Here is a 25,079-nt window from a genome sequence, read left to right on the forward strand (position 1 = left end):
TCACAGAAACGGCGTGTAAAGGTCGGGGCGGGACGGCAGCAGGCGACGGAAGTAGCCGCGACCGCGTTCCGAAAGCGTGCTCTGCCCGGCGAAAAACTCCTGCGGCATGTGCCGCGTTCGTCCGGCCACCCGGTCGAGTGGCACGAGAGCCGGCAGCGTGCGCTGGCCGTCGTGGGTCAGCACCACGGAGCCGCTTTCCTCGAAGGCCCGGCGCGCCGCCAGCGCTCCGGCCGCATGGGCTTCCGCGCGATCGACGGGATCGATGACGCCCAGAAAACCGCGTGGGAGATAGCCGAGCGTATCGACGCGGGCACGGGCCTTGGGGAAGCGACCCTTCAAGGCGCGCTGGATTTCGAGGCCGAGATCGCCCCCGCTCAACTGGACATTGCCGTGCTGGTCGCGGTCGGCCAGCCCGGTCTTCAGCAGCGCTTCGGCAAAGGCGGTGCCAGCCTCGTCCTGCACGCCTTCCGACATGGCCACCACGCAACGGCCGAGGCGGGCGTAAACGGCCTCCACTTCGCCGAGGAAGCGCTCGAGCCCAAAGGGCTGCTCGGGCGTGTAGACCAGGTGGGGCGCGTCGTCGGGGTCCGACTGCCAGGCGGCAGGCGCCGCCGTGAGGAAGCCGGCATGCCTGCCCATGACGATCGCCACATAGATGCCTGGCATGGCGCGGAAATCGAGGTCCACGGAGGCGATCGCCTGCGCCACGAAGGTTGCGGCCGAGATGAAACCGGGCACGTGGTCGTTCTCGACGAGGTCGTTGTCGATGGTCTTCGGCGCATGGACGAAACGGCACGCCCCCGTCGAACGGGCGCGCAACAGTTCCAAGGTGCCGGCCGTGTCGTTGCCGCCGATATAGACGAAGGCCCTGGCCTCAAACCGCTCCAGGGCTTCCAGGATGGCATCGCATCGATCGGGGTCTGGCTTGTCGCGGGTCGAGCCGAGGCCTGAGTTCGGCGTATTGCCGAGGCGCAGCAATTGATCGGTGCTGAGGCCGCCGAGATCTACGACATCGCCCGACAACAGGCCGCGGATACCGTGTCGCGCCCCGAGGATGCGAATGCTCGGGTCGAGCTCCCGCGCGGCCGCGATGGCGCCGCAGAGCGTCTGGTTGATGACAGCCGTCGGGCCGCCACCCTGGGCGATGATGAAGGACGACATGCAGCCTCCCCGGAACGGCGCCTCGCGCGGGCGCCCTGCCGCCGTTGAAGCAAGCTTGGCCGCATCCGGCAAGCCGCGCGATGATGCAGGCCGAAGTTTGCCGACCGAGCCGCTTCGCTAGGGGCTCGCTGCCGCGCCGGCTTCCGCCTCCACCCGAAACGCGGCGGCAAACAGCGCCCGGGTGTAGTCGGTCTTTGGACTGGCGAAAATGTCGGTCGCCGGGCCGGCCTCGACCACCTTGCCGTGCCGCATGACGATGAGCTCGGCCGCGAGCGCCCGCACCACCTTGAGGTCGTGGCTGATGAACAGGTAGGCGAGGCCACGCTTCTGCTGCAGGTCGCGCAGCAGGTCGACGATCTGGGCCTGCACCGACATGTCGAGGGCCGAGGTCGGCTCGTCCAGCACGACGAATTTCGGCTCGAGCGCCATGGCGCGCGCGATGGCGATGCGCTGGCGCTGGCCACCCGAGAATTCATGCGGGTAGCGATCCATGGCGGCCGGGTCGAGCCCCGTGTCGGCGAGCGCCCGGGCCACGATCTCGCGTCGTTCCCCATAGCCGAGGCGTCGCGACTGGACGCCGAGGCCTTCCTCGACGATATCGGCCACCGACAAGCGCGGCGACAAGGAGCCGAACGGGTCCTGGAAGACGATCTGCATGTCGCGGCGCAGCGGCCGCATGGCCTTGGCGTCGAGCCCGTCGATGCGTTGCCCGAGATAGGCGATCGGGCCGTCCGAACGAATGAGGCGCAGCAGCGCCAGGCCGAGCGTCGTCTTGCCGGAACCCGATTCGCCCACGACACCGACCGTTTCGCCCCGTCGCACCGCGAGCGAGATGCCGTCGACTGCCTTCACGTGGCCGACCGTCTTGCGCAGGAACCCCTTGCGGATGGGAAACCAGACCTTCAGGTCATCGACGGTCAGCACGGTTTCGGCCGAGCGGTCGATCGGCGGCGGGGCGCCCTTCGGTTCGGCCGCGAGCAGCATCCTTGTATAGGCGTGCTGGGGGGCTGCGAAGACAGCCGCGGTTGGCCCTGCCTCGACGATGCGGCCTTTCTGCATGACGCAAACGTCGTCGGCAATGCGACGCACGATGCCGAGATCGTGGGTGATGAACAGCATTGCCATGCCGTGCCGCGCCTGCAGGTCCTTGAGCAGCTTCAATACCTGCGCCTGGACGGTGACATCGAGCGCCGTGGTGGGCTCGTCGGCAATCAACAGGTCGGGCTCGTTGGCGAGCGCCATGGCGATCATCACGCGCTGGCGCTGGCCGCCGGATAATTGGTGCGGATAGGCGCCGAGCCGTCCGGCGGGGTCCGGGATGCCGACCTCACCCAGCAGCTCGATGACGCGGGCCCGCAGCGCGGCGCGGCTACGGGTGCCGTGCAGCGCCAGGATTTCGCCCACCTGCCGCTCGATCGTATGCAGCGGGTTGAGCGACGTCATGGGTTCCTGGAACACCATGGTGATGCTTTCACCCCGGATGCCCCGCATGGTGCGCTCGTCGGCCTTGAGCAGATCCTGACCCTTGAACAGGATTGCGCCCGAAGGATGGGTGGCGCCTGCCGTGCCGAGCAGGCGCGCGATGGCCAGCGAGGTGATGGACTTGCCCGAGCCCGATTCGCCCACCAGCGCCAGGGTCTTACCCTTGTCGAGGCTGAACGAGATGCGATCGACCGCGAGCGTGGCGTGGCCACCCTGGGCGAAGGCGATCGATAGGTCGCGGACCTCTAGGAGGGGAGCGGTCATCGCAGAAGGTCTTCGATTTTCGCAAAAGTATCTGGAGCAAGGGCGATCGCCGGTAAGGATGGCAATGGCTTCAACCGCCGATCATCGGTGACGAAGCAACTGCAGCCGGTGCCTAGAGCCGTGGCAAGGTGGATAGCGTCCGGCAGCTTCACTCCGAGTTGCGACTTTCGAATTTGGGCCGATCTGACCAGCACAGCCCGATCAACGGGCAAGACCGATAACGAACCGCCAGTGGTGATCAGACCCGTATAGAGTTCCACCATGAGGTCAGAGCCGAGCCGAAGAGGCTTGACCAGGAGTTCAGCCAAGGTGAGTTCGCTCGTGGAAGCGTGCAAATCTCCGGACGTGACGGCATGTAAAATATCCCAAGCGGCTTCAGAGAGCGTTCCAGTGGTTTCGAAAGCCGCGATGAAGACATTCGTGTCGAGATAGATGGTGCTCATCACTCCCGATCGGCCCAGTCGGCACGAAGCTCCGCTATGTGATCGGCGACGGCCTCATCGGTGGCGAAATGAGTGTGTCTGAGGTGTTTGAAGCGGGAAAAATCCCCGCCCCGCACACCGGTTCGCCTGATCTCGGCGACAGCCGGATGGTCGTCGGAACGGGCCGGCATGACGTCGTCCGCACCGCCGTCGATGATCAGCGTGACCTCGCTTTGCCCCTTTAATTCCTTGCGAAGATCCTCGGGCAGCTGCGACACGGGATAACGCTCGCGCACGATCCTGTTCATCGTTGTCCCCTGGCTGGCGGCCTCGATCCTAGCACGCCCTTCACCCGAACGTCTTGCGCGGATCGAAGGCATCGCGCACGGCCTCGCCGATGAAGACCAGCAGCGACAGCATGATGGCGATGGTGAAGAAGCCCGTCAGGCCGAGCCAGGGCGCCTGGAGATTCGACTTACCCTGCAACAGAAGCTCGCCCAGCGACGGCGAGCCGGGCGGCAGGCCGAAGCCGAGGAAGTCGAGCGACGTCAGGGTGGTGATGGAGCCGTTCAGCACGAAGGGCAGGAAGGTCAGCGTCGCCACCATGGCATTGGGCAGCAGATGCTTCCACATGATGCGGACATCCGTCAGGCCGAGTGCCCGCGCCGCCCTGACATATTCCAAGTTGCGGGCCCGCAGGAACTCGGCCCGCACCACATGGACGAGGTTGACCCAGGAAAACAACAACAGGATGCCGAGCAGCACGAAGAACGACGGCGTGACGATGGCCGACAGGATGATCAGCAGATAAAGGTGCGGCAGCGACGACCAGATCTCGATGATCCGCTGCGACACGAGATCGACCCAGCCACCGAAATAGCCCTGCACGGCGCCAGCCGCGATGCCGACCGCCGACGAGATGCCGGCGAGGATCAGCCCGAACAGGATCGAGATGCGGAAGCCGTAGAGAAGCCGCGCCACAACGTCCCGGCCCTGGTCGTCGGTGCCGAGCCAGTTCCATTCGATGGATCGGCAAGGGTTCGCCGACGGCGGGGTGCCGTGGTGGCGCAGGATGGCGGCGTGGCACTCGGCGTCGCTCAGCAGCCAGGTCGGCGGCGAGGGGGCCGGCACCGGTAGGTCGAGGTTGTGGGTCTTGTAGGAATACCGGATCGGCGGCCACACCATCCAGCCGTGGTCGGCGATCTCCTTGGCGATCACCGGGTCGCGGTAATCGGTTTCGGCCAGGAAGCCGCCGAAGGTTTCCTCGGGATAGTCATGCGCGAAGGGAAACAGGATCTGGCCCTTGTAGGACGCGATGATCGGCTTGTCGTTGGCCACGAATTCCGAGCCGAGCGACACCGTGAATAAGACCGCGAAGAGGGCGAGCGACCACGCCCCGCGCCGGTTGCGCTTGAAATTGTCGAGGCGCCGGCGGTTGATCGGGGACAGTCTGAGCCAGCCGCGCCGGGGCAGGGGTGGGGCGAGCCGCGGCGCCGCCGTTGCGGCCGAGCGATCGAGAACCACCGTCATGGTTGTCAAACCTCCCGGGTGTCGAAATCGATGCGCGGATCGATCCAGGTGTAGGTCAGGTCGGACAGGAGGTTCACCACGAGGCCCAGCAGGGCAAAAATGTACAGGGTGGCGAAGACCACCGGATAATCGCGGTTGAGGATCGACTCGTAGGACAAAAGGCCCAGCCCATCGAGCGAAAAGATGCTCTCGATCAACAGCGCGCCGGTGAAGAAGGCGGACACGAAGGCGCCCGGGAAGCCCGCCACCACGATCATCATGGCGTTGCGGAACACATGGCCGTAGAGCACCTGGCGCTCGCTCAGGCCCTTCATGCGGGCCGTCTGCACGTATTGCTTCTTGATCTCGTCCAGGAAGGAATTCTTGGTCAGGAAGGTGGCGGTCGCAAAGGCACCGACCGACATGGCGATCACCGGCAAGGTGATGTGCCACAGGTAGTCGGTGGCTTTGTGCCACAGGTCGAGCTCGGCCCAGTTGTCCGACGTGAGGCCGCGCAGCGGGAACACCTGCATAAAGGAGCCACCGGCGAAGAGCACGATCAACAGGATGGCGAAGAGGAAGCTCGGGATCGCATAGCCGAGGATGACCACGCTCGAAGTCCAGACGTCGAAGCGAGAGCCGTCCCGCACCGCCTTCGCGATGCCGAGCGGAATCGAGATCGCATAAGAGATCAACGTCATCCAGAGCCCGAGCGAAACCGAGACCGGCAGCTTCTCGCCGATCAGCTTGAGCACCGGTGTGTCGCGGAAATAACTCTTGCCGAAGTCGAAGACCGCGTAGTTGCGGATCATCAGCCAGAACCGTTCGTAGGCCGGCTTGTCGAAGCCGAACTGTTGCTCGAGTTCCTTGATGAACTTCGGGTCGAGCCCTTGCGCACCGCGATAGCGCGAAGCGTCACCGCCGCCCTGGCCGAGAGCCGCCGCCCCGATGTTCGCCTATATCGCCCGCCGCCATTGAGGCCCTGAAGCTGCGCCACGATGCGCTCGACCGGGCCGCCGGGCGCGAATTGCACGATCACGAAGGACACCAGCATGATGCCGAAGATGGTCGGCACCATGAGCAGCAGGCGGCGGGCGATATAGGCGAGCATCGGGGCGGAACACTAAGCGAGGAGGGCCGCGTCGCCTAACGGGAAATGGTCGGGCGACGGGATCGCGTCAGCCTCGCGTCAGGGTCCGACCCGCAGGGCCTGGACTTTCGCGTCGTCGGCCCACCAGGTCGACAGGACGCCGGGGTCGTATTTCGGTGGTGTCGCGGGGCGGCCGAACAGGTCCCAATAGGCGAGCCAATGATCGGGATTGTTCCACATCAGCACGCCGTAGAAGCCGGCCCGCAGCACGCGGTCGAGGCAGCGGCAGATCGTGGTCAGCTCGGCCCGACTTTGGGCCACCAGGGCCTTCTCGATCAAGGCGTCCACCACGGGATCGGCGACGCCGGTCAGGTTCTGCGATCCCGGCGTGCGGGCGGCCTCCGAGCCGTAGATGACCCGCAGATCCTCGCCGGGCGTGAAGCTCGCGCCGTAGCGCTGGGTGACGACGTCATAGTCGAAAGCATTGACCCGCGCCTGATATTGCGCCGTGTCCACCACCCGGTAGTTGGCGTCGATGCCGAGCAGGCGCAGGTTCTTGATGAAGGGCGCCGTGTGGCGCTCGAGCGCCCCTTGAAAATCGAGGAACTCGATCGTCAGTGGCTCGCCCGACGGCAGCTTCAGGACGGTACCGTCGCGCGTGCAGCCGGCGGCGACGAGCAGCTTGTAGGCTTGAGCCAGGAGGGCGCGGTCCTGGCCGGAGCCGTCCGATTTCGGCGGCATCGGGGCTTCGCCGAAGACAAGGTCGCTCACCTTGCCGCGGAACGGCTCAAGCAGGGCCAACTCCTCCGGGCTTGGCGTGCCAACCGCAGCCATGCCGGAGTTCTGGAAGTAGGAGACGGTGCGCTGGAACAGCCCGAACATGATGTTCTGGTTGGTCCATTCGAAGTCGAAGGCGTAGCGCAGCGCGTCGCGAATGCGCGGATCCTGGAACTTCGGCCGCCGCGAGTTGAACCACCAGGCCTGGACGCCGCGCGGTGCCTGGTCGGTGATCGTTTCCTTCTTGACCCGCCCATCCTTGACGGCCGGGAAGTCGTAGCCCTTGGCCCAGTTGATGGAGGTGAAATCCTCCTGAAAGGTGATGACGCCCGATTTGAAGCCCTCGAACCCGACCTGCCGTTCGCGGAAATATTCGTAGCGGACCAGGTCGAAGTTGCTCTGGCCGAGGTTGATCGGCAGATCTTTGGCCCAGTAGTCCTTGACGCGCTCGAACCCGATGAACCGGCCCTGCTCGAAGGCGCCCACCTTATAGGCGCTCGAACCGAGCGGCCGCTCCAGCGTGGTCTGGTCGAAGGGCTGCGTCCGGTAATAAGCCTTCGAGAAGATCGGCTGTCCCGCGATGATGAGCGGCAGGTCGCGGCTGCGGGCCGGGTTGAGGGTGATCCGCACCGTGCCGGGATCCTCCGCCACCGCCGCATCGAGGTGCCGCAGGGTGGTGCGGATCACCGGATGGCCTTTGTCCTTGAGGATATTGAGCGAGAAGGCGACATCGGCGGCCGTCAGCGGCGAACCGTCATGGAAACGCGCCTCGGGCCGTAGGGAGAACCGGTAGGTCAGCTTGTCGGCCGACCAGCGCACCGATTTCGCCGCGAGGCCATAAAGCGCGCTGGGCTCGTCCAACGATCCCGTCATCAGGGTGTCGAAGATCGTCCCCATTCCGGCGGCGCCATTGCCTTTCAGGATGAAGATGTTCAGCGTGTCGAAGGTGGTGAAGTTCTGGTTGCCGCCGCCGCCGCCCGTCTGCAGCCGGATGGCGCCGCCCTTCGGCGCCTGCAGGTTGACGTAGGGCAGGGCCTTGAAGTCGGGCGGCAAGGCGAGATCGCCGAACACGGACAGGCCGTGGCTCTCGGCCTCACCCGTGGCGGCCTCGGCGGCCATCGACCACGGACCATGCGACAGGGCCGAGGCGGCCACAAGGCTGCCACCGCCCAACAAGGACGCCCGGCGGGTGATGGCAGACATTTGCAACTCCGTCGCATGCGGCGGCGGCTTGGCGCCGGCCGGTTCCTGCCGGCTTGGCCGGTCGATACCGGCCACATGGGGCAGGGATCCGCCAAGAAAAAGGCGGGCGCGGGTCGCGCGGCGCGGAAACGCCCGGGGCTTGCCCTCAGGGTTTCGGCAGCGGCTCCGGGTTGTCGGACAGTTTGTCCAGGTAGGCGATGATGGCGGCCCGCTTCTCGGGGCTGCCCTCGCCCGCGAAGCCCATCTTGGTGCCGGCCACATAGGCCTTCGGGTTGGTGATGAATTTGTTGACGTCGTCCATGGTCCAGGCGCCACCCTTCGCCTTCAAGGCATCGGAATAATTGAACCCGGCCACCGAGGCGACCTGCCGGCCCACCACGCCCCACAACGGCGGCCCGACCTTGGCGCCCTGACCCTTTTCGAAGTTGTGGCAGGCCCCGCAGGCCTTGGCGAAGGCTTGGCCCTTGACCGGATCGGCCTTGGCCAACAACACCGGCAAAGGCTCGGCGGGGGCCGAAGGCGTCGCGGACGTTTGCTCGGCCGCCGCGGAAGGAAGATCATAGCCCGGCTTCGCTGGCACGCCCGGGGCGAAGATCATGTGGGCCGCGATGCCCAGCATCATGGTCAACGTCAGAGTGCCGAGGACGCCCCCGGCGATCTTGTTGAATTCGAAGGAATCCATCATCCCTGGAGCCGCCCGTCCCTGTTCTGGCCGGTCGTCGAGCGCCGGCTCACTTTGCCATCGATTACGCACTTTGCCGCGCGCTTTGCAACACGTATAAGCCCGAGCCCGCGTGCCGCCTTGGCGCGCCCCCTCGCGATGCCTCGAACGGGACATCGCCGCGACATCGGTTGATGCAGAACCCGCTCATCCTCGTTCCCGCCCGCATGGCCTCGACGCGCCTGCCCGGCAAGCCGCTGCTGCCGATCCACGGCGTGCCGATGATCGTCCATGTGTGGCGCCGCGCCATCGAGGCCGACCTCGGCCCGGTGGTGGTGGCGGTCGACGATCCGCGGGTTGCCGACGCCATCGCGGCCGTCGGCGGCCGAAGCGTGATGACCCGCGCCGATCATCCTTCGGGCACCGATCGGATCTTCGAGGCGCTGCAGCGCCTCGATCCCGACGGCCAGCATGATGCCATCGTGAACCTGCAGGGCGATCTGCCGACAGTGGCGCCCGATGCCGTCCGGGCCGCGCTGGAGCCGCTCGACGACCCGGCGGTGTCCATCGCGACGCTCGCGGCCCCGATCGTCCGGGCCGAGGAGCGGGACGACCCGAACGTCGTCAAGGTGGTCGGCACCATGGTCGGCCAGGATCGATTGCGGGCACTCTATTTCACGCGGGCGACGGCGCCTTGGGGCGACGGGCCCTTGCTGCATCACATCGGCCTTTACGCTTATCGGCGCGACGCCCTGGCGCGTTTCGTGGCGCTGCCGCCGTCCCCCCTCGAACAACGGGAGCGGCTCGAACAGCTCAGGGCCATCGAGGCCGGCCTGCGCATCGACGTGCGCCTCGTCGATGCCGTGCCGTTCGGCGTCGACACCCCGCACGATCTCGCCCGCGCCTCCGACCTGATGAGCCCGACCGCATGACAACAACCATCGCCTACCAGGGCGAACCCGGCGCCAATTCGCACATTGCCTGCGCGGACCAATATCCCGACTGGACGCCGCTTCCCTGCGCCACCTTTGAGGATGCCTTTGCGGCCGTGACGGGCGGCGCGGCCGACTTGGCGATGATCCCGATCGAGAACTCGATCGCCGGCCGGGTGGCGGATATCCACCTCCTGATGCCGAATGCCGGCCTGCATATCGTGGGCGAGTATTTCCTGCCGATCCGCTTTCAGCTGATGGCGGTGCCGGGTGCCCGTATCGACGCGCTGAAAAGCGTCTACAGCCACGTGCACGCCCTGGGGCAATGCCGCCGCATCATCCGCCGCCTTGGCCTGACGGCCCATGTGGCGGGCGACACGGCCGGCTCGGCCCGGCAGGTGGCCGAATGGCGCGACCCCACCAAGGCCTCGCTGGCGCCGCGGCTGGCAGCCTCGATCTATGGCCTCGACATCCTGGCCGAGAACGTCGAGGACGCCGACCACAACACCACCCGCTTCGTGGTGCTGTCGCGCGAGCCGGCTGTGCCGGCCGCCGGCAACGGCCCGGTGGTGACCACCTTCGTGTTCCGGGTCCGCAACGTGCCGGCCGCGCTCTACAAGGCGCTCGGCGGGTTCGCCACCAACGCGGTCAACATGACCAAGCTCGAATCCTATATGGTCGAGGGCGAGTTCACGGCGACGCAGTTTTTGGCCGACGTCGACGGCCACCCGGATGATCCCGCCTTGGCGCGTGCGCTGGAAGAACTGTCCTTTTTTTCCCGCGAAGTCCGGGTGCTCGGCACCTACCCGGCGCATCCGTTCCGCGTGGCCACGCGCAAAGCCACGATGTGACCTCGACCGCGCCCCTGGCCAGGGCCGTCATGTCGTCGCCGGTCGGGCGCCTCACGCTCGTAGCCAGCGCCATCGGGCTGCGGGCCGTCTTGTGGGAAGACGACCGGCCGGGCCGGGTGCCGCTCGGGCCCGTGGCTGACGCGCCGGACCATCCCGTGCTGCGGCTGGCGATGGACCAGCTCGCAGCCTATTTTGACGGCGCCCTGCAGGGGTTCACGGTTCCGCTCGACCCTGTCGGCACGCCGTTTCAGGCCCGGGTCTGGGCCGCGCTCGGCCGTATTCCGTTCGGGACGACGCGCCGCTATGGTGCGATCGCGGCGGAGATCGGCGATCCGAAGGCCGTTCGTGCCGTGGGGGCCGCCAACGGACGCAACCCGATCTCGATCATCGTGCCCTGCCATCGCGTCATCGGCGCCGCGGGAGCACTGACGGGCTTTGCGGGCGGCCTTGCGGCGAAACGCTGGCTTCTCGTCCACGAAGCTCACGGCTTCGACTCGGACGCGGCGTCGGACCGCGCGCAGGCCGATCTTTTCGGCCGCTGAGGCGGGCGCTCGCCTTGATGGTGTCAGGCTTCCGCCCAGGCCTGCATCAGCCCATGGGCGATCGCCATCGGCGGCGGGCAGACGAGGCCGTCCGGGTGGGTGCCGTCCAGCATGCGGCGCAGCTCCGCGCGGGCGAACCAACGCGCATCCTCGAGCTCGGTCGCGTCGATGGTGATGGCGCTGGACGAGGCTTCCGCGATGCAGCCGATCATCAGCGAGGCCGGAAAGGGCCAGGGCTGGGACGCGAGATAATCCACCGCGCCGACCGTGATCCCGGCTTCCTCGTTGAGTTCGCGCCGCACCGCGGCCTCGATGGTCTCGCCCGGCTCGAGGAAACCCGCCAGGCAGGAATACATGCCCGGTGCGAAGCGCGGCTGGCGGCCCAACAGGCAGCGGTCGCCATCTACCGCCATCATGATCACCACTGGATCGGTGCGCGGAAAATGGTGGGTGCCGCAGGCCGTGCATTCGCGGCGCCATCCCCATGCCGCGAGGCGGCTGGGCTGGCCGCAGGCGGCGCAGAACCGGTGGCTGCGGTGCCAATGCAACAGCGCCTTGGCTTCGGCCAGAATGCCGAGCGTGTCCGGCGGTGCGAGGCCGACGGTCGCCATGGACCGGAGATCGCGCACCGGCGGCGCACCCTCGCTTTCGTCGCTGGGCGGATCGAACCGCTTGGCGAAGACCGCCATCCTGGCGGTGCGCCCCAGGAACACGGTCTCGGTGGGGGGTCCAAACCCCTTCACTTCGCCGCTGCGAAACCAGGGGTCGTCGGCTTCGGCCGGGCCGCGCACCAGCACATGGTCGCCCGAGAAGGCGACATATCGGGTTTCGGGATCCTCCAGCAGCGCCGGGATGCTGCTGCCGTGATCGCGGGCCGCCGCCATGCGATCGAGGGGGTTGCCGCCGAAGCCGAGCGCGGCGTGATGGAAACGAAGCGGACGAGAGGTCATCGAAGCCTTCTAGCCGAACGCCAGGGCGGTCGAAAGCGTCTGCCGCAGAACATCGAGCTCGGCATCGCCGTAGGGCACCGCCGACCCGGAACCCCAGACCGGCCCCGGCCATGCGGCATCGTCCTCCTGACGGGCCACCACATGGACGTGCAACTGCGACACGATGTTGCCGAGCGCGCCGATATTGATCTTATCGGCGCCCGTCACCTCGTCGAGGGCGCGCGACACGGCCGCGACCTCTTCCATCAGCTGCCCGCGCTCGGCGGCCGTCAGGTCGAAGACCTCCACGAGGTCGGGACGGCGCGGCACCAGGACCAGCCAGGGATAGCGTGCGTCGTTCGTCAGCCGCACGGCGCAGAGCCCGAGAAGCCCAAGCGGCAGGGTGTCGGCCTCAAGCCGCGGATCGAGCGTGAAGGTCATGCGGTTCCTGGGGCCGGGAGGGTGCGCCCGCCTAGCATGAAAGGCCGCCGCGACGCTTGCGAAATCGGTCCGCATGGTCCACATGGGGTTCGGGAGGTTGGCGGTGGACGTTCCACTCGCCAACCGGGTCAGGTCCGGAAGGAAGCAGCCCTAACGAGATCGGGCGGGTCTCTGTCCAGCCTCCTACCAGCCGCTTGGCGGCCTTTGCCGTGGCCCGGCGGCCATGCCCTCGGGCGGAACGATCATGAGCGTCGATGAGACCGGCGGCGCGAATTCCGCCATTCCGTATCGCGTTTTGGCGCGGAAATATCGGCCTGCCAGCTTCGCCGACCTGATCGGCCAGGAGGCCATGGTTCGCACCTTGTCGAACGCTTTCGACTCGGGCCGCATCCACCAAGCCTACCTGCTCAGCGGCGTGCGTGGCGTCGGCAAGACCACCACGGCCCGCATCGTGGCGCGGGCGCTGAACTACCATCGCCCGGCGCGCGACGCCCTGGCGCTGGTCGATCGGCCCACCATCGCGATGGACGAGATCGGCAGCCATTGCCAAGCCATCATCGAATCCCGCCACGTCGACGTCATCGAGATGGACGCAGCGTCGCACACCGGGATCGACGACATCCGTGAGCTGATCGAGGGCGCGCGCTACCGGCCCGTGATGGCGCGCACCAAGGTCTACATCATCGACGAAGTCCACATGCTGTCGAAAGCGGCCTTCAACGGGCTGCTGAAGACGCTCGAGGAACCGCCCGAACACGTCAAATTCCTGTTCGCCACGACGGAAGCCGACAAGGTGCCGGTGACGGTACGGTCGCGCTGCCAGCGCTTTGATCTGCGCCGTATCGAGCCGCCGGTGATGGTGGCCCATCTGGCCGGGATCTGCGCCCGCGAGGGTGTCGCCGTGACCCCCGACGCCCTGTCGCTGATCGCCCGCGCGGCGGAAGGATCGGTGCGCGATGCGCTGTCGCTGCTCGATCAGGCGCTCGCCACCGGGCTCGGGGCCAGTGCGTCGATCGGCGAGGACGACATCCGCGCCATGCTGGGCTTGGCCGACCGGGCTCGCGTGATCGACCTGTTCGAGCAGGTGATGCGGGGCGAGATCGCGGCCGCCCTGACCGGCCTTAAGGCGCTTTACGACCAGGGTGCCGACCCGCTGAGCACCATCACGGATCTGGCCGATTTCGTGCACCTGGTGACGCGGCTGAAGCTCGTGCCGGATGCCGCCAAGGACCCGGGGCTGACCGGCGAAGAGCGGGCGCGCGGTGCGGCTTTCGCGGGTGCGCTCGGGCTGCCGGTGCTGACCCGGGCCTGGCAGATGCTGTTGAAGGGGCTCGGCGACATCAAGGATTCGCCGCGATCGCTCGCGGCCGCCGAGATGGTGCTGGTGCGCCTCGCCTTTGCGGCCGACCTGCCGACGCCCGACGAGGCGATCCGGCAACTCGGCGCGCCGAACGCCGGGTCTTCGCCAAGCGGCATTTCGACATCGCCGATCTTGCCGGCCGGCTCGGGGCCGGTGTCAGTGCGCGGCGCCTTCGCGGCATCGCCGCTGGCGCGGCCCGCTCTCGCGGTGGCACCTCAGGCGGATGCGGCGCCGCTGCCGCGTTTGCGCGGCTTCGCCGATGTGGTGGCGCTGGCGGCTGCCAATCGCGACATCACCTTGAAGGTGGCGCTCGAGCGCGACGTTCGACTGGTGCGCTTCGAGGAAGGGTCGATCGAGTTCGAGGCTGCCGCGGGGGCGTCGCCGACACTCGCCGCGACCCTGATGAAGAAGCTCGCCGAATGGACCGGCACCCGCTGGATGGTAGCGGTCGCGGCCACGGGCGGCACGGCCAGCTTGAAGGAACAGGCCGTTTCAGCCGCCGAAGCCGAGCGAACGACGGTTGCGGCCGATCCGCTGGTGGCCCAGGTGCTGACCTTGTTCCCCGGCTCGGTGCTGACCGTCAAAGCCATCGAGGCCGAAGGGCCGCCGGAACCGGAGCCCGAGCTGCCCGTCGGCGAAGCCGATGAGTTCGGCTACGACGACGATCTGACCGACGACGATCTGTGATGGGGCGAGACGCCTTCCTGGAGAACCGCGATGCGTGACGTAATGGGGTTGATGAAGCAGGCCCAGGCCATGCAGGCCAAGCTCGGCGAGGCGCAGGCCGAGCTCGAGCGCTTGGAGATCGAAGGTCAATCGGGCGGCGGCCTCGTCAAGGCCGTGGTGAGCGGCAAGGGTGAGCTGAAGTCGCTGGTGATCGACGCTTCGCTGATGGTGGCCGACGAAAAAGAGATCCTCGAGGATCTCATCGTCACGGCCCACGAGGATGCGCGCAAGAAGGTCGAGCGGCAGAAGGAAGACAAGATGAAGGCGCTCACGGCGGGGCTTCCCCTGCCGCCCGGCATGAAGCTGCCCTTCTAGGCTCATGGCGGAGCGCGTCGCCGGCCCCGAGATCGAGAAGCTGATCCAGCTGTTGGGGCGGCTGCCCGGCCTCGGGCCCCGCTCGGCCCGGCGCGCGGCTTTGCACCTGATCCGCAAGCGCGAGGAACTGCTGGCGCCCTTGTCGGACGCCATGCAGGTGGCTCGCGAGCGGATCGTCACCTGCGCGGCCTGCGGCAACATCGACACCAGCGACCCCTGCACGATCTGCAGCGACAACCGTCGCGACGCTTCGCTGCTGGTTGTGGTCGAAACCGTCGGCGACCTATGGGCTCTGGAACGCGCCGGCGTGGTACGCGGGCGCTACCATGTGCTCGGTGGTACCTTGTCGCCGCTCGACGGGATCGGACCCGACGACCTGAACCTGTCGAACCTCGTCGACCGGCTGACCAACGCGGGCGTCGAGGAAATCATCCTGGCCGTTGGGGCCACGGTCGACGGGCAGACCACCGCCCATTATGTGACCGACATTCTGTCGCACCTCGACATCAAGATCACCCGCCTGGCCCACGGTGTCCCGGTCGGGGGTGAGCTCGACTACCTCGACGAAGGCACCCTCGCGGCTGCCTTGCGGGCGCGAACGATCTTCTGACCCCGAACCTGGGTAGCTGATCGAACTGCGGTCCGGATGGAGAAAAAGGCCGCTCAGGGAGCGGCCTTTCGGATCGTTAGCTATGGCACTCTCAGTCGATGCCGAACAGCCCGCGGAGCGTCGACAGGTCTTCGGCCAGCGCCGTGATGGGCCCCTTGAGCGCGAGACGGTCCTTGTCGGTCAGCTTCTCGTAGCCTTCGAACCCGTCCTTGGTGCGGTACTTGGCCAGGATCTTGTCGACCTTGGAAAAGTTGCCGTCGATCTTCTTGTGAAGCGCCGGGTCCTGCTTGGTCAACACGGGCTGCAGCAGGGTGACGATCTTCTGGGCACCATCGACATTGGCCTGGAAGTCCCACAGGTCGGTGCGGCTATAGCGGTCTTCCTCACCGGTGATCTTCTTCGAGGCGACTTCCTCGATCAGTTCGGCCGTCCCGCCCACGAAGGCCTTGGGCGTGATCTTCAGGTCGGCGACCCGCTTCTGCAGCTCAAGCGTGTCTTTCATCAGTTGGTCGGCGATCGGCGCCAACCCTGCGGTGGACTTATCAGCGAACAAGCCCTTCTCGATACGATGGAAGCCCGTGAACTTGGGGTCTTCCGCCTTCTTCTCGAAATCGTCCTCGCGCGCGTCCATGCTGCCGTCGAGGTCGTTGAACACTTCGGCCACCGGCTCGATGCGCTCATAATGCTGATGGGCCGGCGCATAGGCGGCCTGCGCCTCGGCGAGTTTGTTGGCCTTCACGGCATCCACGAAGGTCTGGGTGCTCTTTACGAGCGCTTCGACCTCACCGGCAATATAGGTCTTGTAGCTCGTGATCGGCTGCTCGAGCTGGTCGGTCGACACCTTGGGCGTATCGGCATGAGCAACGCCGAAGCCGACGAGGCTGACGGCGGCGAGCGTGCGGATGGCGGTCTTCATAGGCGGTCCCCCTCAATGCAGGGTCGTCTATACGAAGTCGAAGCTCCGTTGAGCAACGGGAATTTACTTGGAGGCTCAACATCATAGCTGTTCTAAACTAGCGGCCGAGCGTTGACGGCGACAACTCGACTTTCTAGACCGCGACGGTTTCGCCGCGTCGGCGTCAGCGCGGGGCCTTCGAGCGACGTGATGATTGGGCAGTCGGCTCGCTTGTCGCCACAACAGGCATCAGCCAGTTCGTGCAGCGTGTCGGCCATGGCGCGCAGATCCGCGATCCGACGATCGAGCTCCGCCACATGGGCCAGGGTGATGCGCTTCACCTCGGCGCTGGACCGATGATGATCGCTCCACAGGCGCAGCAACTCCCGGATCTGGGGGATCGAGAAGCCGAGCGCCCGGGCGCGTCGGACGAATGCCAGCCGCTGGACGTCCGAAGCCCCGTAGGCGCGGTAGTTCGCCTGGCTGCGCTCGGCCGGCGCCACAAGGCCGATCGCTTCGTAATGGCGGATCATCTTGGCCGAAACGCCCGATGCCGCCGCAGCCTGTCCGATCTGCATGGGATGTCTCCTTGACCTTCCTATGATGGGAAGGTGCAGAAGCGTCGGCAAGGATGACGTCCATGCAAGCTCGACCCTCCCATTTGCCGACCCGACCCTGCTGCGGTGGAAACGCGACCCCGTCGGCGGACGGTCCTGCCAAGGTGCTCGATCCGGTTTGCGGCATGACGGTCGATCCGGCCAAGACTCCGCATCACGCGGTGCATGCGGGGGCGACCTTCCACTTCTGCGGCGCGGGCTGCCGCACCAAGTTCATGGCCGATCCGGGGCGCTATCTCGGGGCGGCGCGGGGCGGCTCCGAGCAGCCCGCCGACCCGGGCGCCGTCTACACCTGCCCGATGGACCCGGAGGTCGAGCAGCTGGGCCCCGGCAGCTGCCCCAAATGCGGCATGGCCCTCGAGCCGAAGGAGATCGGTATCGCCACGGGCCCGAACCCCGAGCGCGCCGACATGACGCGACGCGCCTGGGCGGCGGCCGCGTTGTCGGTGCCCGTGGTCGGCTTGGCGATGGGCCAGCACATGGCCGACCATCCGCTCCTTCCGGCCTCTGCCTCTGGGCTCGTTCAGCTCGCGTTGTCGGGCCTCGTGGTGGGGGGAGCCGGATGGCCTTTCCTGAAGCGCGGATGGCAGTCCGTCCGGTCGGGCCATCTCAACATGTTCACCCTCATCGCGCTCGGCACGGGCGCCGCGTGGGCCTACAGCGCCGTCGCCACCCTGGCCCCTGGGCTCTTTCCGGAAGGGTTTCGAGACCGCGACGGCAGCGTCGGTGTGTATTTCGAGGCTGCGGCCGTCATCGTGGTGCTGGTACTGATCGGGCAGGTCCTCGAGTTGCGGGCGCGCGACAGCACCGGCGACGCCATCCGGTCTCTGCTCGATTTAACGCCCAAGACGGCCCGACGCATCGGCCCAGGGGGCGTTGAGGTCGAGGTGCCGGTAGCCGAGATCATGGCCGGAGACCATCTGCGCATTCGCCCGGGCGAGACCGTACCGGTCGATGGCCGCATTCTCGAGGGTAGCGGCACACTCGATGAGAGCATGATCACCGGCGAGGCCATGCCGCGCAACAGACAGGCCGGCGAACCCGTGATCGGCGGCACGGTGAACGGGTCCGGCAGCTTTGCCCTAAAGGCCGAGAAGGTCGGGCGTGACACCATGCTGGCCGGCATCGTCCGGCTCGTCGCTGCGGCCCAGCGCAGCCGGGCGCCGATCCAGCGGCTCGCCGATGTGGTGTCAGGGCGCTTCGTGCCGGCAGTGCTGCTGGTGGCCGCCATCGCGTTTGTCTCCTGGGCCATGCTGGGACCGCAGCCGCGTTTGGCTCATGCGCTGATCGCCGCCGTGTCGGTGCTGATCGTGGCCTGCCCCTGCGCGCTCGGGCTGGCCACCCCGATGTCGATGGTGGTCGGCATGGGGCGGGGCGCCCGGATGGGCGTGCTGATCCGCGACGCGGCGGCACTGGAGCGGTTCGAAGCGGTCGACACCCTGGTGTTCGACAAGACCGGCACGCTGACCGAAGGCAGGCCGACCGTGACCGCGATCGAGGCCCTGGATGGCGATGCCGACAGGCTGCTGCACCTCGCCGCGAGCTTGGAGCAGGGCAGCGAACATCCGATCGCCCGCGCCTTGACGGCGGCGCAGGCCGCGGCGGGCCTGCGCCTCGACAAGCCCAGCGGCGTCACCATCGCGGCCGGCGGCGGCCTCGCGGGGCAGGTGGCCGGCGAGGAGGTCCGGGTGGGCACCGAGGCTTTCGTGCTCGCCATCGGTGGTGTGCAGATCGACGGTTTGGAGGCCCGGGCCACAGCCTTGCGGCAACAGGGCGCCACGGTGTCGTTTGTGGCGGTTGGCGGCCGCATGGCCGGCCTCGTGGCCGTCAGCGACCCCGTCAAGGCGTCGGCGCGCGAAAGCCTCGCCGGCTTGCGCCGCGACGGCCTGCGGCTCGTGATGGTGACGGGAGACCATCAGGCGACGGCGTCTCAGGTCGCGGCCGCCCTGGGGATCGACGACGTGCGGGCCGGTGTGCTGCCCGGCGGCAAGGCCGAGATCGTGGCGGCGTTGCGGCACGCCGGCCGCGTGGTCGGCATGGTGGGCGACGGCATCAACGATGCGCCGGCGCTGGCCGGGGCCGATGTCGGGATCGCGATGGGCACCGGCACCGACATCGCAATGCAGAGCGCCGGCATCACCCTGCTGGGCGGCGAGCTTGCGGCCCTGCGCCAGGCGCGCCAGCTGTCGCGCGCCACCATGCGCAACATCCGCCAGAACCTCGCCTTCGCGTTCCTGTACAATGCCATCGGTGTGCCGGTCGCCGCCGGGGCACTCTACCCGCTCTTCGGTCTGACGCTTTCCCCCATGCTGGCCGCAGCCGCGATGGCCTTGTCATCGGTCAGCGTCATCGGCAACGCGCTTCGCCTCCGTGTCGTCGACCTCGGCTGATCGATGCCTCACCAGACCCGAAAGGACATTGTTGTGCGCAATCCCGCAACCTGGGCCACACTGGCGCTGCTCGTTCTGGCGTCGCCCGCCGCATCAGCCGAGATGTCGATGGACCATCACGCTCATCCGGCAAGCCCGGCCGAGAAGGCCAATGCTGATGCCATGCGGAGCATGATGACCGATATGGCGGCCAAGCCGACCGGCGACCCCGACAAGGATTTCGCCCGGATGATGATGGCGCACCATGTCGGCGCGATCGCGATGGCCAAGGTTGAATTGCGCTATGGCCACGATGCGGCGATGCGCACCCTGGCGGACGACATCGTCGCGGCCCAGGAAAAGGAGATCGCCCAAATGAAGGCCTGGCTCGCAGCCCATCCCTGACGAGGAAAAACGCTCGAGATCGGCGGCTCACGAAAAGCCGCCGATCGGTCTGAAGCGTGAGATCAGCCGGACGAGCGGCCGAACACGGAGGCGACGTCGACCGCGGCCTCGTCGTCCTCGCGGTGCTTGGGTCCCTTGGAACCGAACACTTCCGCTTCCGTGGACGGCTCGTAGGCGGCACGCCCCGTGGTGTATTCGGCCGGCATCAAGGTCTGGCCCTGATCCTCTTCGACCGCCGGACGATCCTTGGCGGCGCGTCCGACTTCGAAATCGAGGTCGATCTGCGAGCAAAGGCCCAGCGTGACGGGATCCATCGGCGACAGGCTGGCGGAGTTCCAGTGCGTCCGCTCGCGGATCGCCTGCAGGGTCGACTTGGTGGTACCGACGAGGCGCATGATCTGCGCATCCTTCAGCTCCCCGTGGTTGCGCACGAGCCAGAGAATGGCGTTCGGCCGGTCCTGCCGACGCGACAACGGCGTATAGCGCGGGCCGCGCTTCACCTTCACGGGCGGCAGGCGCACCTTGGACACCAGCAGCTTCAACAGGTGGCTCTTGTCGCGCTCGCCGCGCTGCAACTCTTCGCGTCCGAGCTGGCCCGAGGTGATCGGATCGTGGCCCTTGATGCCCGTCGCGACTTCGCCGTCGGCAATGCCCTTCACCTCGAGCGGGTGCAGCTTACAGAATTCAGCGATCTGCTCGAAGGTCAGCGAGGTGTTGTCGATCAGCCAGACCGCCGTGGCCTTCGGCATCAGGGGGGCGTCGCTCATGGGTCAACTCCAGCGGCATGAGGATCGGACACGAACCAACAGGCGTTGACCTCGGAAGCTTCAAACTTCCACGAGGGCTCAGGTCAGACCGTCCGAAAGGGAATAGCGAGTCATATAGACGCCACCAGGGCGGATTGCAATTCGATGACGGTGAGCCAAGCCCTCATGGGTCAAGGCCGCAGTCCAACACCGCCGCCGCGTCCTGCCACCGCGGTCAGCCCTGAAACAGCGACTCGCCCATCTGATCGACCATCAATTGCCCCTTCTGCAGCGCCAGAGAGGTCACCTCTTCGACCGAGGGGCTACGGTCGGCGCGGATGAAGCGGTGGGATCGCAATGTGCCATCGACCAGCTTCTCGATCAGTCCGGCCGTCTGGAACTGGCCGTTCTCCTTGAACGGCACCGCCTTGATGGTGAAGCCCTTGTGCTCGGTCTCGCCTGTGACGGTGGCGACCTCGGCAGGAGCCGCTCCAGTCCCGGCGCCGAACAGCTTCTTCAGAAACGACATTGCGGCGCCTCCCTGCGCAGCCCAAGGAAAAGGGGCCTTGCGGCCCCTTTTCGGTCAATTGTCCAGGAAGGACCGCAGCTTGCGGGACCGGCTCGGATGCTTGAGCTTCCGCAGGGCCTTCGCTTCGATCTGACGAATGCGCTCGCGGGTCACCGAGAACTGCTGTCCGACCTCCTCGAGCGTGTGATCGGTGTTCATGCCGATGCCGAAACGCATGCGCAACACACGCTCCTCGCGCGGCGTCAGCGACGCCAAGACCCGGGTGGTGGTTTCGCGCAGGTTCGACTGGATGGCGGCATCGATCGGCAGGATCGCGTTCTTGTCCTCGATAAAGTCGCCGAGATGCGAATCTTCCTCGTCACCGATCGGGGTTTCGAGCGAGATCGGCTCCTTGGCGATCTTCAGCACCTTGCGCACCTTTTCGAGCGGCATGGCGAGCTTTTCGGCCAGTTCCTCCGGGGTCGGCTCGCGGCCGATCTCGTGCAGCATCTGGCGCGACGTGCGGACGATCTTGTTGATCGTCTCGATCATGTGCACCGGGATACGGATGGTGCGGGCCTGATCGGCGATCGACCGGGTGATCGCCTGCCGTATCCACCACGTGGCATAGGTCGAGAACTTATAGCCGCGGCGATACTCGAACTTATCCACGGCCTTCATCAGGCCGATGTTGCCTTCCTGAATGAGATCAAGGAACTGCAGGCCGCGGTTCGTGTACTTCTTGGCAATCGAGATCACCAGCCGGAGGTTAGCTTCCACCATCTCCTTCTTGGCCTGCCGGGCTTCGCGCTCGCCCTTCTGGACCATGTGGACGATCTTGCGGAACTCGCTGACCTCGAGGCCCGTCTCTGTCGACAGCACATGGATGTCGCCGCGCAGGTCGTGGATGGCCTCCTTCTCACGCGCCACGAACTCCTTCCAGCCCCGGCTGCCGAGCTTCGACACGCGCAGCACCCACTTCGGGTCGAGCTCTGAGTTCTGATAATTGCGCATAAAGTCGTCGCGCGCGATGCCGCACGATTCAGCCAGGCGCATCAGCTTGGTTTCGTGGCCGATCAGGTTCTTGTTGATGCCGTAAAGCTGCTCGACCAGGGCGTCGATGCGGTTCTGGTTGAGCGACAACGACTTCACGTCGCCGACGATCGCCTTCTTGAGTTCCTTGTACTTGCGCTCCTGCGCAGGGCTCAGAGTCTCGCTGTTGAGCTTATTCTCGATGTCCTGATCCTGCAGCCGGCGCAGCTTCTTATAGGCATCGGCGACGCGGTCGAAGGTCTCGAGGACCTTCGGCTTCAGCTCCGATTCCATCGCCGAAAGCGACACGGAATTTTCCATGTCGTCTTCGTCGTCGAAATTCTCCTCCGGCAGCGCGCCGTCATCGAGCCCCGGGGGCGGGTTCCGGGGCGCCGTGGCGGGCGCGGCATTGTTCCGGGCGGCCAGCAGCTCCTGGGCACCGGGCGCCGTCATGTCGATCTTCGGCGTGTTCTTGCCGTCCGGCCCCGCATAGGTGGCTTCGAGATCGATGATCTCGCGCAACAGAACCTTGGCCTCGTTCAACTCGTCACGCCAGATAATGATGGCCTGAAAGGTGAGGGGGCTTTCGCACAGGCCGGCAATCATCGCCTCGCGGCCGGCCTCGATGCGCTTCGCGATGGCGATCTCGCCCTCGCGCGACAACAGCTCGACCGAACCCATCTCGCGCAGATACATCCGCACGGGATCGTCGGTGCGATCGGTCGGCTCGCTGGTTCGGGTCGCGACAGCCGTGGTGCGGGGCGCCTCGGTAAGCTCGCCGCTTTCGCTTTCTTCTTCCTCGTTGGCGGCGGGCTCCTCGGCGGGTGCTGCGCCTTCCTCGGTTTCCTCGCTTTCCACCACGCTGATGCTCATTTCGCTGAGCATCGCATAAATGTCCTCGATCTGGTCCGAGGTGACTTCCTCGGACGGCAGAACGGCATTCAGCTCGTCGTGGGTCACGAAGCCGCGCCGCTTCGCGAGCTTGATCATCCGCTTGACGGCGGCATCCGAAAGGTCGAGCAGGGGGCTATCGGTGGTTGCCTCACCGGCTACGCGCTCGCCCTCCTGCTTTTCGTCGTCCTTTTTCGCCATTCTGCGCTCCACTCCGGTCGCAAGGCTTGCAGCCCGCTTCGCGGAAGTCATCGATATGCTCACGTCGACGTCCTGGATGACCACGACCCACGACAGCGTCGTTCAGTATCGCATCGAGCCGTAAAACCCGCGTTAACCAACGGGTGCTTCGATGCGGCTGTCCGCAGCTGCGGTTTCAGACTTCCGGTTCGGCTCGGCCGGAACTGGTGCCGAAACCTTCGACCGTGGCCTCCATTCCGATCAGGGTTGACAAGCGCTCGCGAATGTCTTGCAGTTCGGCAAACGTCTTGTCGTTCCCGTCCTGCGCAAGCGCACGCTCGGCTACCTTGAGCTGCTTATGTAGCGCCTGCATCTTTTGATGCAAGGTCAAGGCCTGTTGGAGAACGTGATCAGCATCGCTCTCGGCGGCATCGGCCCGCAAGTGCCAATGGGGAAGCCGCTCCGCCGCCGCTTCGATGCGGGCTCTGACATCCTCGAGACCATGTCGCGCCAGGGCCTGACGCAGCGTTCCGGGATCGTGCAGTTCCTCGCCTGAAAGGTGAACGATGGCGTCGCGCAGACGCGCGGCCTCCGGATTGCTGAATTCGAGGCCCTCGACCTGATCGAAATGCCGTTCCAGCAAGGTCGGATGATTCAGGATGGAAGCGATGATCAGCGCTTCGCGGGGCGGCAGGGCGGCACGCATCATGGCGGGGCTGCGCGAGATGCTTTCGCTCATCGGCGGCAGGCCCGACTCGCGATATCCCCGCAGCAGCGGCGGCCCGAAGGGCGAGCGGCGCCCGCCAGCCGTAGGCCCCGAACGCTGCGCCGGTCCCCGATTGCTGCGCTGGCCGTCCGATGGGTCCCGCCGCCGCGGCCCCAGCAGCGCCGCCAGCCGCTCCTTCATGGCCGCCGCGTAATGGCGGCGCAGCGACTCGTCCGTGATGGGCCGCACCACCTCATGCAACCGGCGCTCGAGGCCGGCCCGCTGTTCCGGCGTGGAAAAATCGTGCCCCTCGGTTTCGCGTAGCCACAACACGTCGACGAGCGGTTTCGCCTGCTCCAGCACCTCGGTGATGGCCGAAGCGCCGCCGCTGCGGGCGAGGTCGTCCGGGTCCTGCCCGTCCGGCAGGAAGGCGAAGCGCATCGACCGGCTGGGGCCGATCAACGGCAGGGTGGTCTCGACTGCCTTGAAGGCGGCCCGCCGCCCCGCCGCGTCACCGTCGAAGCAGAGCGTCGGCTCCGGCGCCATCTTCCACAGGAGGTCGCATTGGTCGGGCGTCAGCGCCGTGCCGCAGGCCGCCACGACATTCGGGAAGCCGACCGCCGCCATGGCGACCACATCGACATAGCCTTCCACCGCCACGACGGCGCCCCGATCGTGAGCGGATTTCCGGGCCTGATGATGGTTGTACAGCAGGGCGCCCTTGTGAAAGAGCGTCGTTTCCGGCGAGTTCAGATATTTGGCCGGAACGCCTTTCTCGAGCGCCCGGCCGCCAAAGGCGATCACCCGGCCGGATCGGTCGCAGATCGGAAACATCACCCGGTCGCGGAACCGGTCATAGGGGACCTTCACCTCGTCGCCATGCACCAGCAGCCCGGCTTCGATCATGGTCTCGAGATCGGCGTCCTGTCCGGCTAGATGGTCCCGCAGGGCATGCCGGTCGTTCGGTGCATAGCCGATGCGGAACGCGGCCTGACTGTCGGCCGAGATGCCGCGCTGTGCCAGGTAGTCACGCGCCCGGGCGCCCTCGCGACCGACGAGGCGGCGCAGGAAGAACTGGGCCGCCTTTTCGAGCACCTCGTGCAGACCCGCCCGGCGCTTTTCCTGCGCCACCGTCTCGGCGGTTCGCTGCGGCAACGGCAGGCCCGCTTCGCCGGCAAGCCGCTCCACCGCCTCGGGAAAGCTCAGGCCCTCGGTGGCCATGACGAAATCGAAGATGTTGCCGTTCTTGCCCGACGAAAAGTCGAACCACGCCATCTTGACGTCGTTGACGAAGAAGGACGGCGACTTTTCGGCGTTGAAGGGCGACAGCCCGTTCCACTCGCGCCCCGACTTCTTCAGCCGAACACGGCGCCCGACCACCTCCGACACCGGAAGGCGCGCACGTATTTCTTCCAGGAATTCGGGCGGAAAGCGCATGCCCCCTTGTACGCGCGG

Annotated in this window: 23 protein-coding genes, 1 other RNA gene and 1 pseudogene; 9 read left to right on the top strand and 16 right to left on the bottom strand. The window is 66.6% G+C overall.

The features are described 5' to 3' along the window. The 8 genes and pseudogenes from P7D22_RS01075 to P7D22_RS01110 all read right to left on the bottom strand — a co-directional run bounded on the left by P7D22_RS01075 (position 1) and on the right by P7D22_RS01110 (position 8,593). On the bottom strand, positions 1-1,161 hold the full coding sequence (locus tag P7D22_RS01075; RefSeq protein ID WP_319932350.1) for a diphosphate--fructose-6-phosphate 1-phosphotransferase: 1,161 nt from the start codon (positions 1,159-1,161) through the stop codon (positions 1-3). Between the two features lie 117 nt (positions 1,162-1,278). Next, positions 1,279-2,907 carry an ABC transporter ATP-binding protein gene (locus P7D22_RS01080; RefSeq protein ID WP_319932351.1) on the bottom strand — a complete coding sequence of 543 codons (1,629 nt, stop codon included), beginning with the start codon at positions 2,905-2,907 and terminating at the stop codon, positions 1,279-1,281. Next, complete coding sequence (locus P7D22_RS01085) at positions 2,904-3,350, bottom strand: type II toxin-antitoxin system VapC family toxin (RefSeq protein ID WP_319932352.1); 447 nt, start codon at positions 3,348-3,350, stop codon at positions 2,904-2,906. The genes P7D22_RS01080 and P7D22_RS01085 overlap by 4 nt, the downstream gene beginning before the upstream one ends. Next, positions 3,350-3,637, bottom strand: coding sequence for a hypothetical protein (locus P7D22_RS01090; protein ID WP_319932353.1), 288 nt, complete (start codon positions 3,635-3,637; stop codon positions 3,350-3,352). Before P7D22_RS01090 ends, P7D22_RS01085 begins: the two co-directional genes overlap by 1 nt. Before the next feature lie 40 nt (positions 3,638-3,677). After that, complete coding sequence (locus P7D22_RS01095) at positions 3,678-4,859, bottom strand: ABC transporter permease (RefSeq protein WP_319932354.1); 1,182 nt, start codon at positions 4,857-4,859, stop codon at positions 3,678-3,680. Between the two features lie 5 nt (positions 4,860-4,864). Further along, positions 4,865-5,949, bottom strand: a pseudogene (locus tag P7D22_RS01100) (microcin C ABC transporter permease YejB). Between the two features lie 78 nt (positions 5,950-6,027). Next, positions 6,028-7,908: an extracellular solute-binding protein gene (locus P7D22_RS01105; protein WP_319932355.1), complete on the bottom strand. Its 1,881-nt coding sequence runs from the start codon at positions 7,906-7,908 to the stop codon at positions 6,028-6,030. Between the two features lie 145 nt (positions 7,909-8,053). Beyond that, entirely contained in the window at positions 8,054-8,593 is a 540-nt protein-coding gene (locus P7D22_RS01110) for a c-type cytochrome (RefSeq protein WP_319932356.1), read from the bottom strand. A gap of 170 nt (positions 8,594-8,763) precedes the next feature. Here P7D22_RS01110 and P7D22_RS01115 point away from each other — a divergent pair, with 170 nt between their 5' ends. From P7D22_RS01115 to P7D22_RS01125, 3 genes are read left to right on the top strand one after another with little or no spacing between them, the layout of a single operon-like run. Beyond that, the gene (locus P7D22_RS01115; protein ID WP_319932357.1) at positions 8,764-9,501 is read left to right on the top strand and encodes a 3-deoxy-manno-octulosonate cytidylyltransferase; all 738 of its coding nucleotides are present in this window, start codon (positions 8,764-8,766) and stop codon (positions 9,499-9,501) included. Then, positions 9,498-10,352, top strand: a complete 855-nt coding sequence (locus P7D22_RS01120; RefSeq protein ID WP_319932358.1) for a prephenate dehydratase — start codon at positions 9,498-9,500, stop codon at positions 10,350-10,352. Before P7D22_RS01115 ends, P7D22_RS01120 begins: the two co-directional genes overlap by 4 nt. 29 nt (positions 10,353-10,381) lie before the next feature. Continuing rightward, the gene (locus P7D22_RS01125; RefSeq protein ID WP_319932512.1) at positions 10,382-10,894 is read left to right on the top strand and encodes a methylated-DNA--[protein]-cysteine S-methyltransferase; all 513 of its coding nucleotides are present in this window, start codon (positions 10,382-10,384) and stop codon (positions 10,892-10,894) included. A gap of 23 nt (positions 10,895-10,917) precedes the next feature. On the opposite strand, the gene nudC is transcribed toward P7D22_RS01125, so the two are convergent. Together nudC and P7D22_RS01135 are read right to left on the bottom strand one after the other, a co-directional pair. Next, the gene (nudC, locus tag P7D22_RS01130) at positions 10,918-11,844 is read right to left on the bottom strand and encodes an NAD(+) diphosphatase (protein ID WP_319932359.1); all 927 of its coding nucleotides are present in this window, start codon (positions 11,842-11,844) and stop codon (positions 10,918-10,920) included. Positions 11,845-11,853: 9 nt separating this feature from the next. Further along, entirely contained in the window at positions 11,854-12,264 is a 411-nt protein-coding gene (locus P7D22_RS01135; RefSeq protein WP_319932360.1) for an HIT family protein, read from the bottom strand. 91 nt (positions 12,265-12,355) lie between these two features. Here P7D22_RS01135 and ffs point away from each other — a divergent pair. The 4 genes from ffs to recR all read left to right on the top strand — a co-directional run bounded on the left by ffs (position 12,356) and on the right by recR (position 15,275). Further along, an RNA gene (ffs, locus tag P7D22_RS01140) (signal recognition particle sRNA small type) lies at positions 12,356-12,452 on the top strand. Positions 12,453-12,508: 56 nt separating this feature from the next. Then, the gene (locus tag P7D22_RS01145) at positions 12,509-14,311 is read left to right on the top strand and encodes a DNA polymerase III subunit gamma/tau (RefSeq protein ID WP_319932361.1); all 1,803 of its coding nucleotides are present in this window, start codon (positions 12,509-12,511) and stop codon (positions 14,309-14,311) included. A gap of 30 nt (positions 14,312-14,341) precedes the next feature. Further along, positions 14,342-14,665 (top strand): YbaB/EbfC family nucleoid-associated protein, encoded by a 324-nt coding sequence (locus P7D22_RS01150; protein WP_319932362.1) that lies wholly within the window; start codon positions 14,342-14,344, stop codon positions 14,663-14,665. A 4-nt stretch (positions 14,666-14,669) separates the two neighbouring features. Then, positions 14,670-15,275, top strand: coding sequence for a recombination mediator RecR (gene recR, locus P7D22_RS01155; RefSeq protein WP_319932363.1), 606 nt, complete (start codon positions 14,670-14,672; stop codon positions 15,273-15,275). 91 nt (positions 15,276-15,366) lie between these two features. On the opposite strand, the gene efeO is transcribed toward recR, so the two are convergent. After that, positions 15,367-16,191 carry an iron uptake system protein EfeO gene (efeO, locus tag P7D22_RS01160; protein ID WP_319932364.1) on the bottom strand — a complete coding sequence of 275 codons (825 nt, stop codon included), beginning with the start codon at positions 16,189-16,191 and terminating at the stop codon, positions 15,367-15,369. 92 nt (positions 16,192-16,283) lie between these two features. Beyond that, positions 16,284-16,748: a Cu(I)-responsive transcriptional regulator gene (gene cueR / locus P7D22_RS01165; protein WP_319932365.1), complete on the bottom strand. Its 465-nt coding sequence runs from the start codon at positions 16,746-16,748 to the stop codon at positions 16,284-16,286. Positions 16,749-16,810: 62 nt separating this feature from the next. Here cueR and P7D22_RS01170 point away from each other — a divergent pair, with 62 nt between their 5' ends. Both P7D22_RS01170 and copM read left to right on the top strand, forming a co-directional pair. Further along, entirely contained in the window at positions 16,811-19,177 is a 2,367-nt protein-coding gene (locus tag P7D22_RS01170) for a heavy metal translocating P-type ATPase (RefSeq protein ID WP_319932366.1), read from the top strand. A 33-nt stretch (positions 19,178-19,210) separates the two neighbouring features. Continuing rightward, on the top strand, positions 19,211-19,561 hold the full coding sequence (copM, locus tag P7D22_RS01175; RefSeq protein WP_319932367.1) for a CopM family metallochaperone: 351 nt from the start codon (positions 19,211-19,213) through the stop codon (positions 19,559-19,561). 62 nt (positions 19,562-19,623) lie between these two features. On the opposite strand, the gene P7D22_RS01180 is transcribed toward copM, so the two are convergent. The 4 genes from P7D22_RS01180 to dnaG form a co-directional block, all read right to left on the bottom strand. Continuing rightward, a complete protein-coding gene (locus tag P7D22_RS01180; RefSeq protein ID WP_319932368.1) occupies positions 19,624-20,328 on the bottom strand; it encodes a DUF1013 domain-containing protein in 705 nt (234 codons plus the stop codon). A gap of 214 nt (positions 20,329-20,542) precedes the next feature. Then, the gene (locus P7D22_RS01185; protein WP_319932369.1) at positions 20,543-20,836 is read right to left on the bottom strand and encodes an HlyU family transcriptional regulator; all 294 of its coding nucleotides are present in this window, start codon (positions 20,834-20,836) and stop codon (positions 20,543-20,545) included. Positions 20,837-20,890: 54 nt separating this feature from the next. Beyond that, complete coding sequence (rpoD, locus tag P7D22_RS01190; RefSeq protein WP_319932370.1) at positions 20,891-22,939, bottom strand: RNA polymerase sigma factor RpoD; 2,049 nt, start codon at positions 22,937-22,939, stop codon at positions 20,891-20,893. 175 nt (positions 22,940-23,114) lie between these two features. Then, positions 23,115-25,061, bottom strand: a complete 1,947-nt coding sequence (gene dnaG / locus P7D22_RS01195; protein ID WP_319932371.1) for a DNA primase — start codon at positions 25,059-25,061, stop codon at positions 23,115-23,117. Between the last annotated feature and the right edge of the window lie 18 nt (positions 25,062-25,079).

Source organism: Lichenihabitans sp. Uapishka_5, from assembly GCF_033947565.1.
Taxonomy (GTDB): Bacteria; Pseudomonadota; Alphaproteobacteria; order Rhizobiales; family Beijerinckiaceae; genus Lichenihabitans.

What these genes read in the sequence shown, in the direction of transcription:
- P7D22_RS01170 (WP_319932366.1), top strand. Translation starts at nt 16,811, where the DNA reads ATGCAAGCTCGACCCTCCCATTTGCCGACCCGACCCTGCTGCGGTGGA.
- P7D22_RS01090 (WP_319932353.1), bottom strand. Translation starts at nt 3,637, where the DNA reads ATGAACAGGATCGTGCGCGAGCGTTATCCCGTGTCGCAGCTGCCCGAG.
- P7D22_RS01115 (WP_319932357.1), top strand. Translation starts at nt 8,764, where the DNA reads ATGCAGAACCCGCTCATCCTCGTTCCCGCCCGCATGGCCTCGACGCGC.
- dnaG (WP_319932371.1), bottom strand. Translation starts at nt 25,061, where the DNA reads ATGCGCTTTCCGCCCGAATTCCTGGAAGAAATACGTGCGCGCCTTCCG.
- P7D22_RS01085 (WP_319932352.1), bottom strand. Translation starts at nt 3,350, where the DNA reads ATGAGCACCATCTATCTCGACACGAATGTCTTCATCGCGGCTTTCGAA.
- P7D22_RS01125 (WP_319932512.1), top strand. Translation starts at nt 10,382, where the DNA reads ATGTCGTCGCCGGTCGGGCGCCTCACGCTCGTAGCCAGCGCCATCGGG.
- P7D22_RS01145 (WP_319932361.1), top strand. Translation starts at nt 12,509, where the DNA reads ATGAGCGTCGATGAGACCGGCGGCGCGAATTCCGCCATTCCGTATCGC.
- P7D22_RS01075 (WP_319932350.1), bottom strand. Translation starts at nt 1,161, where the DNA reads ATGTCGTCCTTCATCATCGCCCAGGGTGGCGGCCCGACGGCTGTCATC.
- P7D22_RS01110 (WP_319932356.1), bottom strand. Translation starts at nt 8,593, where the DNA reads ATGATGGATTCCTTCGAATTCAACAAGATCGCCGGGGGCGTCCTCGGC.
- P7D22_RS01095 (WP_319932354.1), bottom strand. Translation starts at nt 4,859, where the DNA reads ATGACGGTGGTTCTCGATCGCTCGGCCGCAACGGCGGCGCCGCGGCTC.
- P7D22_RS01080 (WP_319932351.1), bottom strand. Translation starts at nt 2,907, where the DNA reads ATGACCGCTCCCCTCCTAGAGGTCCGCGACCTATCGATCGCCTTCGCC.
- P7D22_RS01120 (WP_319932358.1), top strand. Translation starts at nt 9,498, where the DNA reads ATGACAACAACCATCGCCTACCAGGGCGAACCCGGCGCCAATTCGCAC.
- P7D22_RS01105 (WP_319932355.1), bottom strand. Translation starts at nt 7,908, where the DNA reads ATGTCTGCCATCACCCGCCGGGCGTCCTTGTTGGGCGGTGGCAGCCTT.
- cueR (WP_319932365.1), bottom strand. Translation starts at nt 16,748, where the DNA reads ATGCAGATCGGACAGGCTGCGGCGGCATCGGGCGTTTCGGCCAAGATG.
- P7D22_RS01135 (WP_319932360.1), bottom strand. Translation starts at nt 12,264, where the DNA reads ATGACCTTCACGCTCGATCCGCGGCTTGAGGCCGACACCCTGCCGCTT.
- recR (WP_319932363.1), top strand. Translation starts at nt 14,670, where the DNA reads ATGGCGGAGCGCGTCGCCGGCCCCGAGATCGAGAAGCTGATCCAGCTG.
- rpoD (WP_319932370.1), bottom strand. Translation starts at nt 22,939, where the DNA reads ATGGCGAAAAAGGACGACGAAAAGCAGGAGGGCGAGCGCGTAGCCGGT.
- efeO (WP_319932364.1), bottom strand. Translation starts at nt 16,191, where the DNA reads ATGAAGACCGCCATCCGCACGCTCGCCGCCGTCAGCCTCGTCGGCTTC.
- P7D22_RS01185 (WP_319932369.1), bottom strand. Translation starts at nt 20,836, where the DNA reads ATGTCGTTTCTGAAGAAGCTGTTCGGCGCCGGGACTGGAGCGGCTCCT.
- P7D22_RS01150 (WP_319932362.1), top strand. Translation starts at nt 14,342, where the DNA reads ATGCGTGACGTAATGGGGTTGATGAAGCAGGCCCAGGCCATGCAGGCC.
- P7D22_RS01180 (WP_319932368.1), bottom strand. Translation starts at nt 20,328, where the DNA reads ATGAGCGACGCCCCCCTGATGCCGAAGGCCACGGCGGTCTGGCTGATC.
- nudC (WP_319932359.1), bottom strand. Translation starts at nt 11,844, where the DNA reads ATGACCTCTCGTCCGCTTCGTTTCCATCACGCCGCGCTCGGCTTCGGC.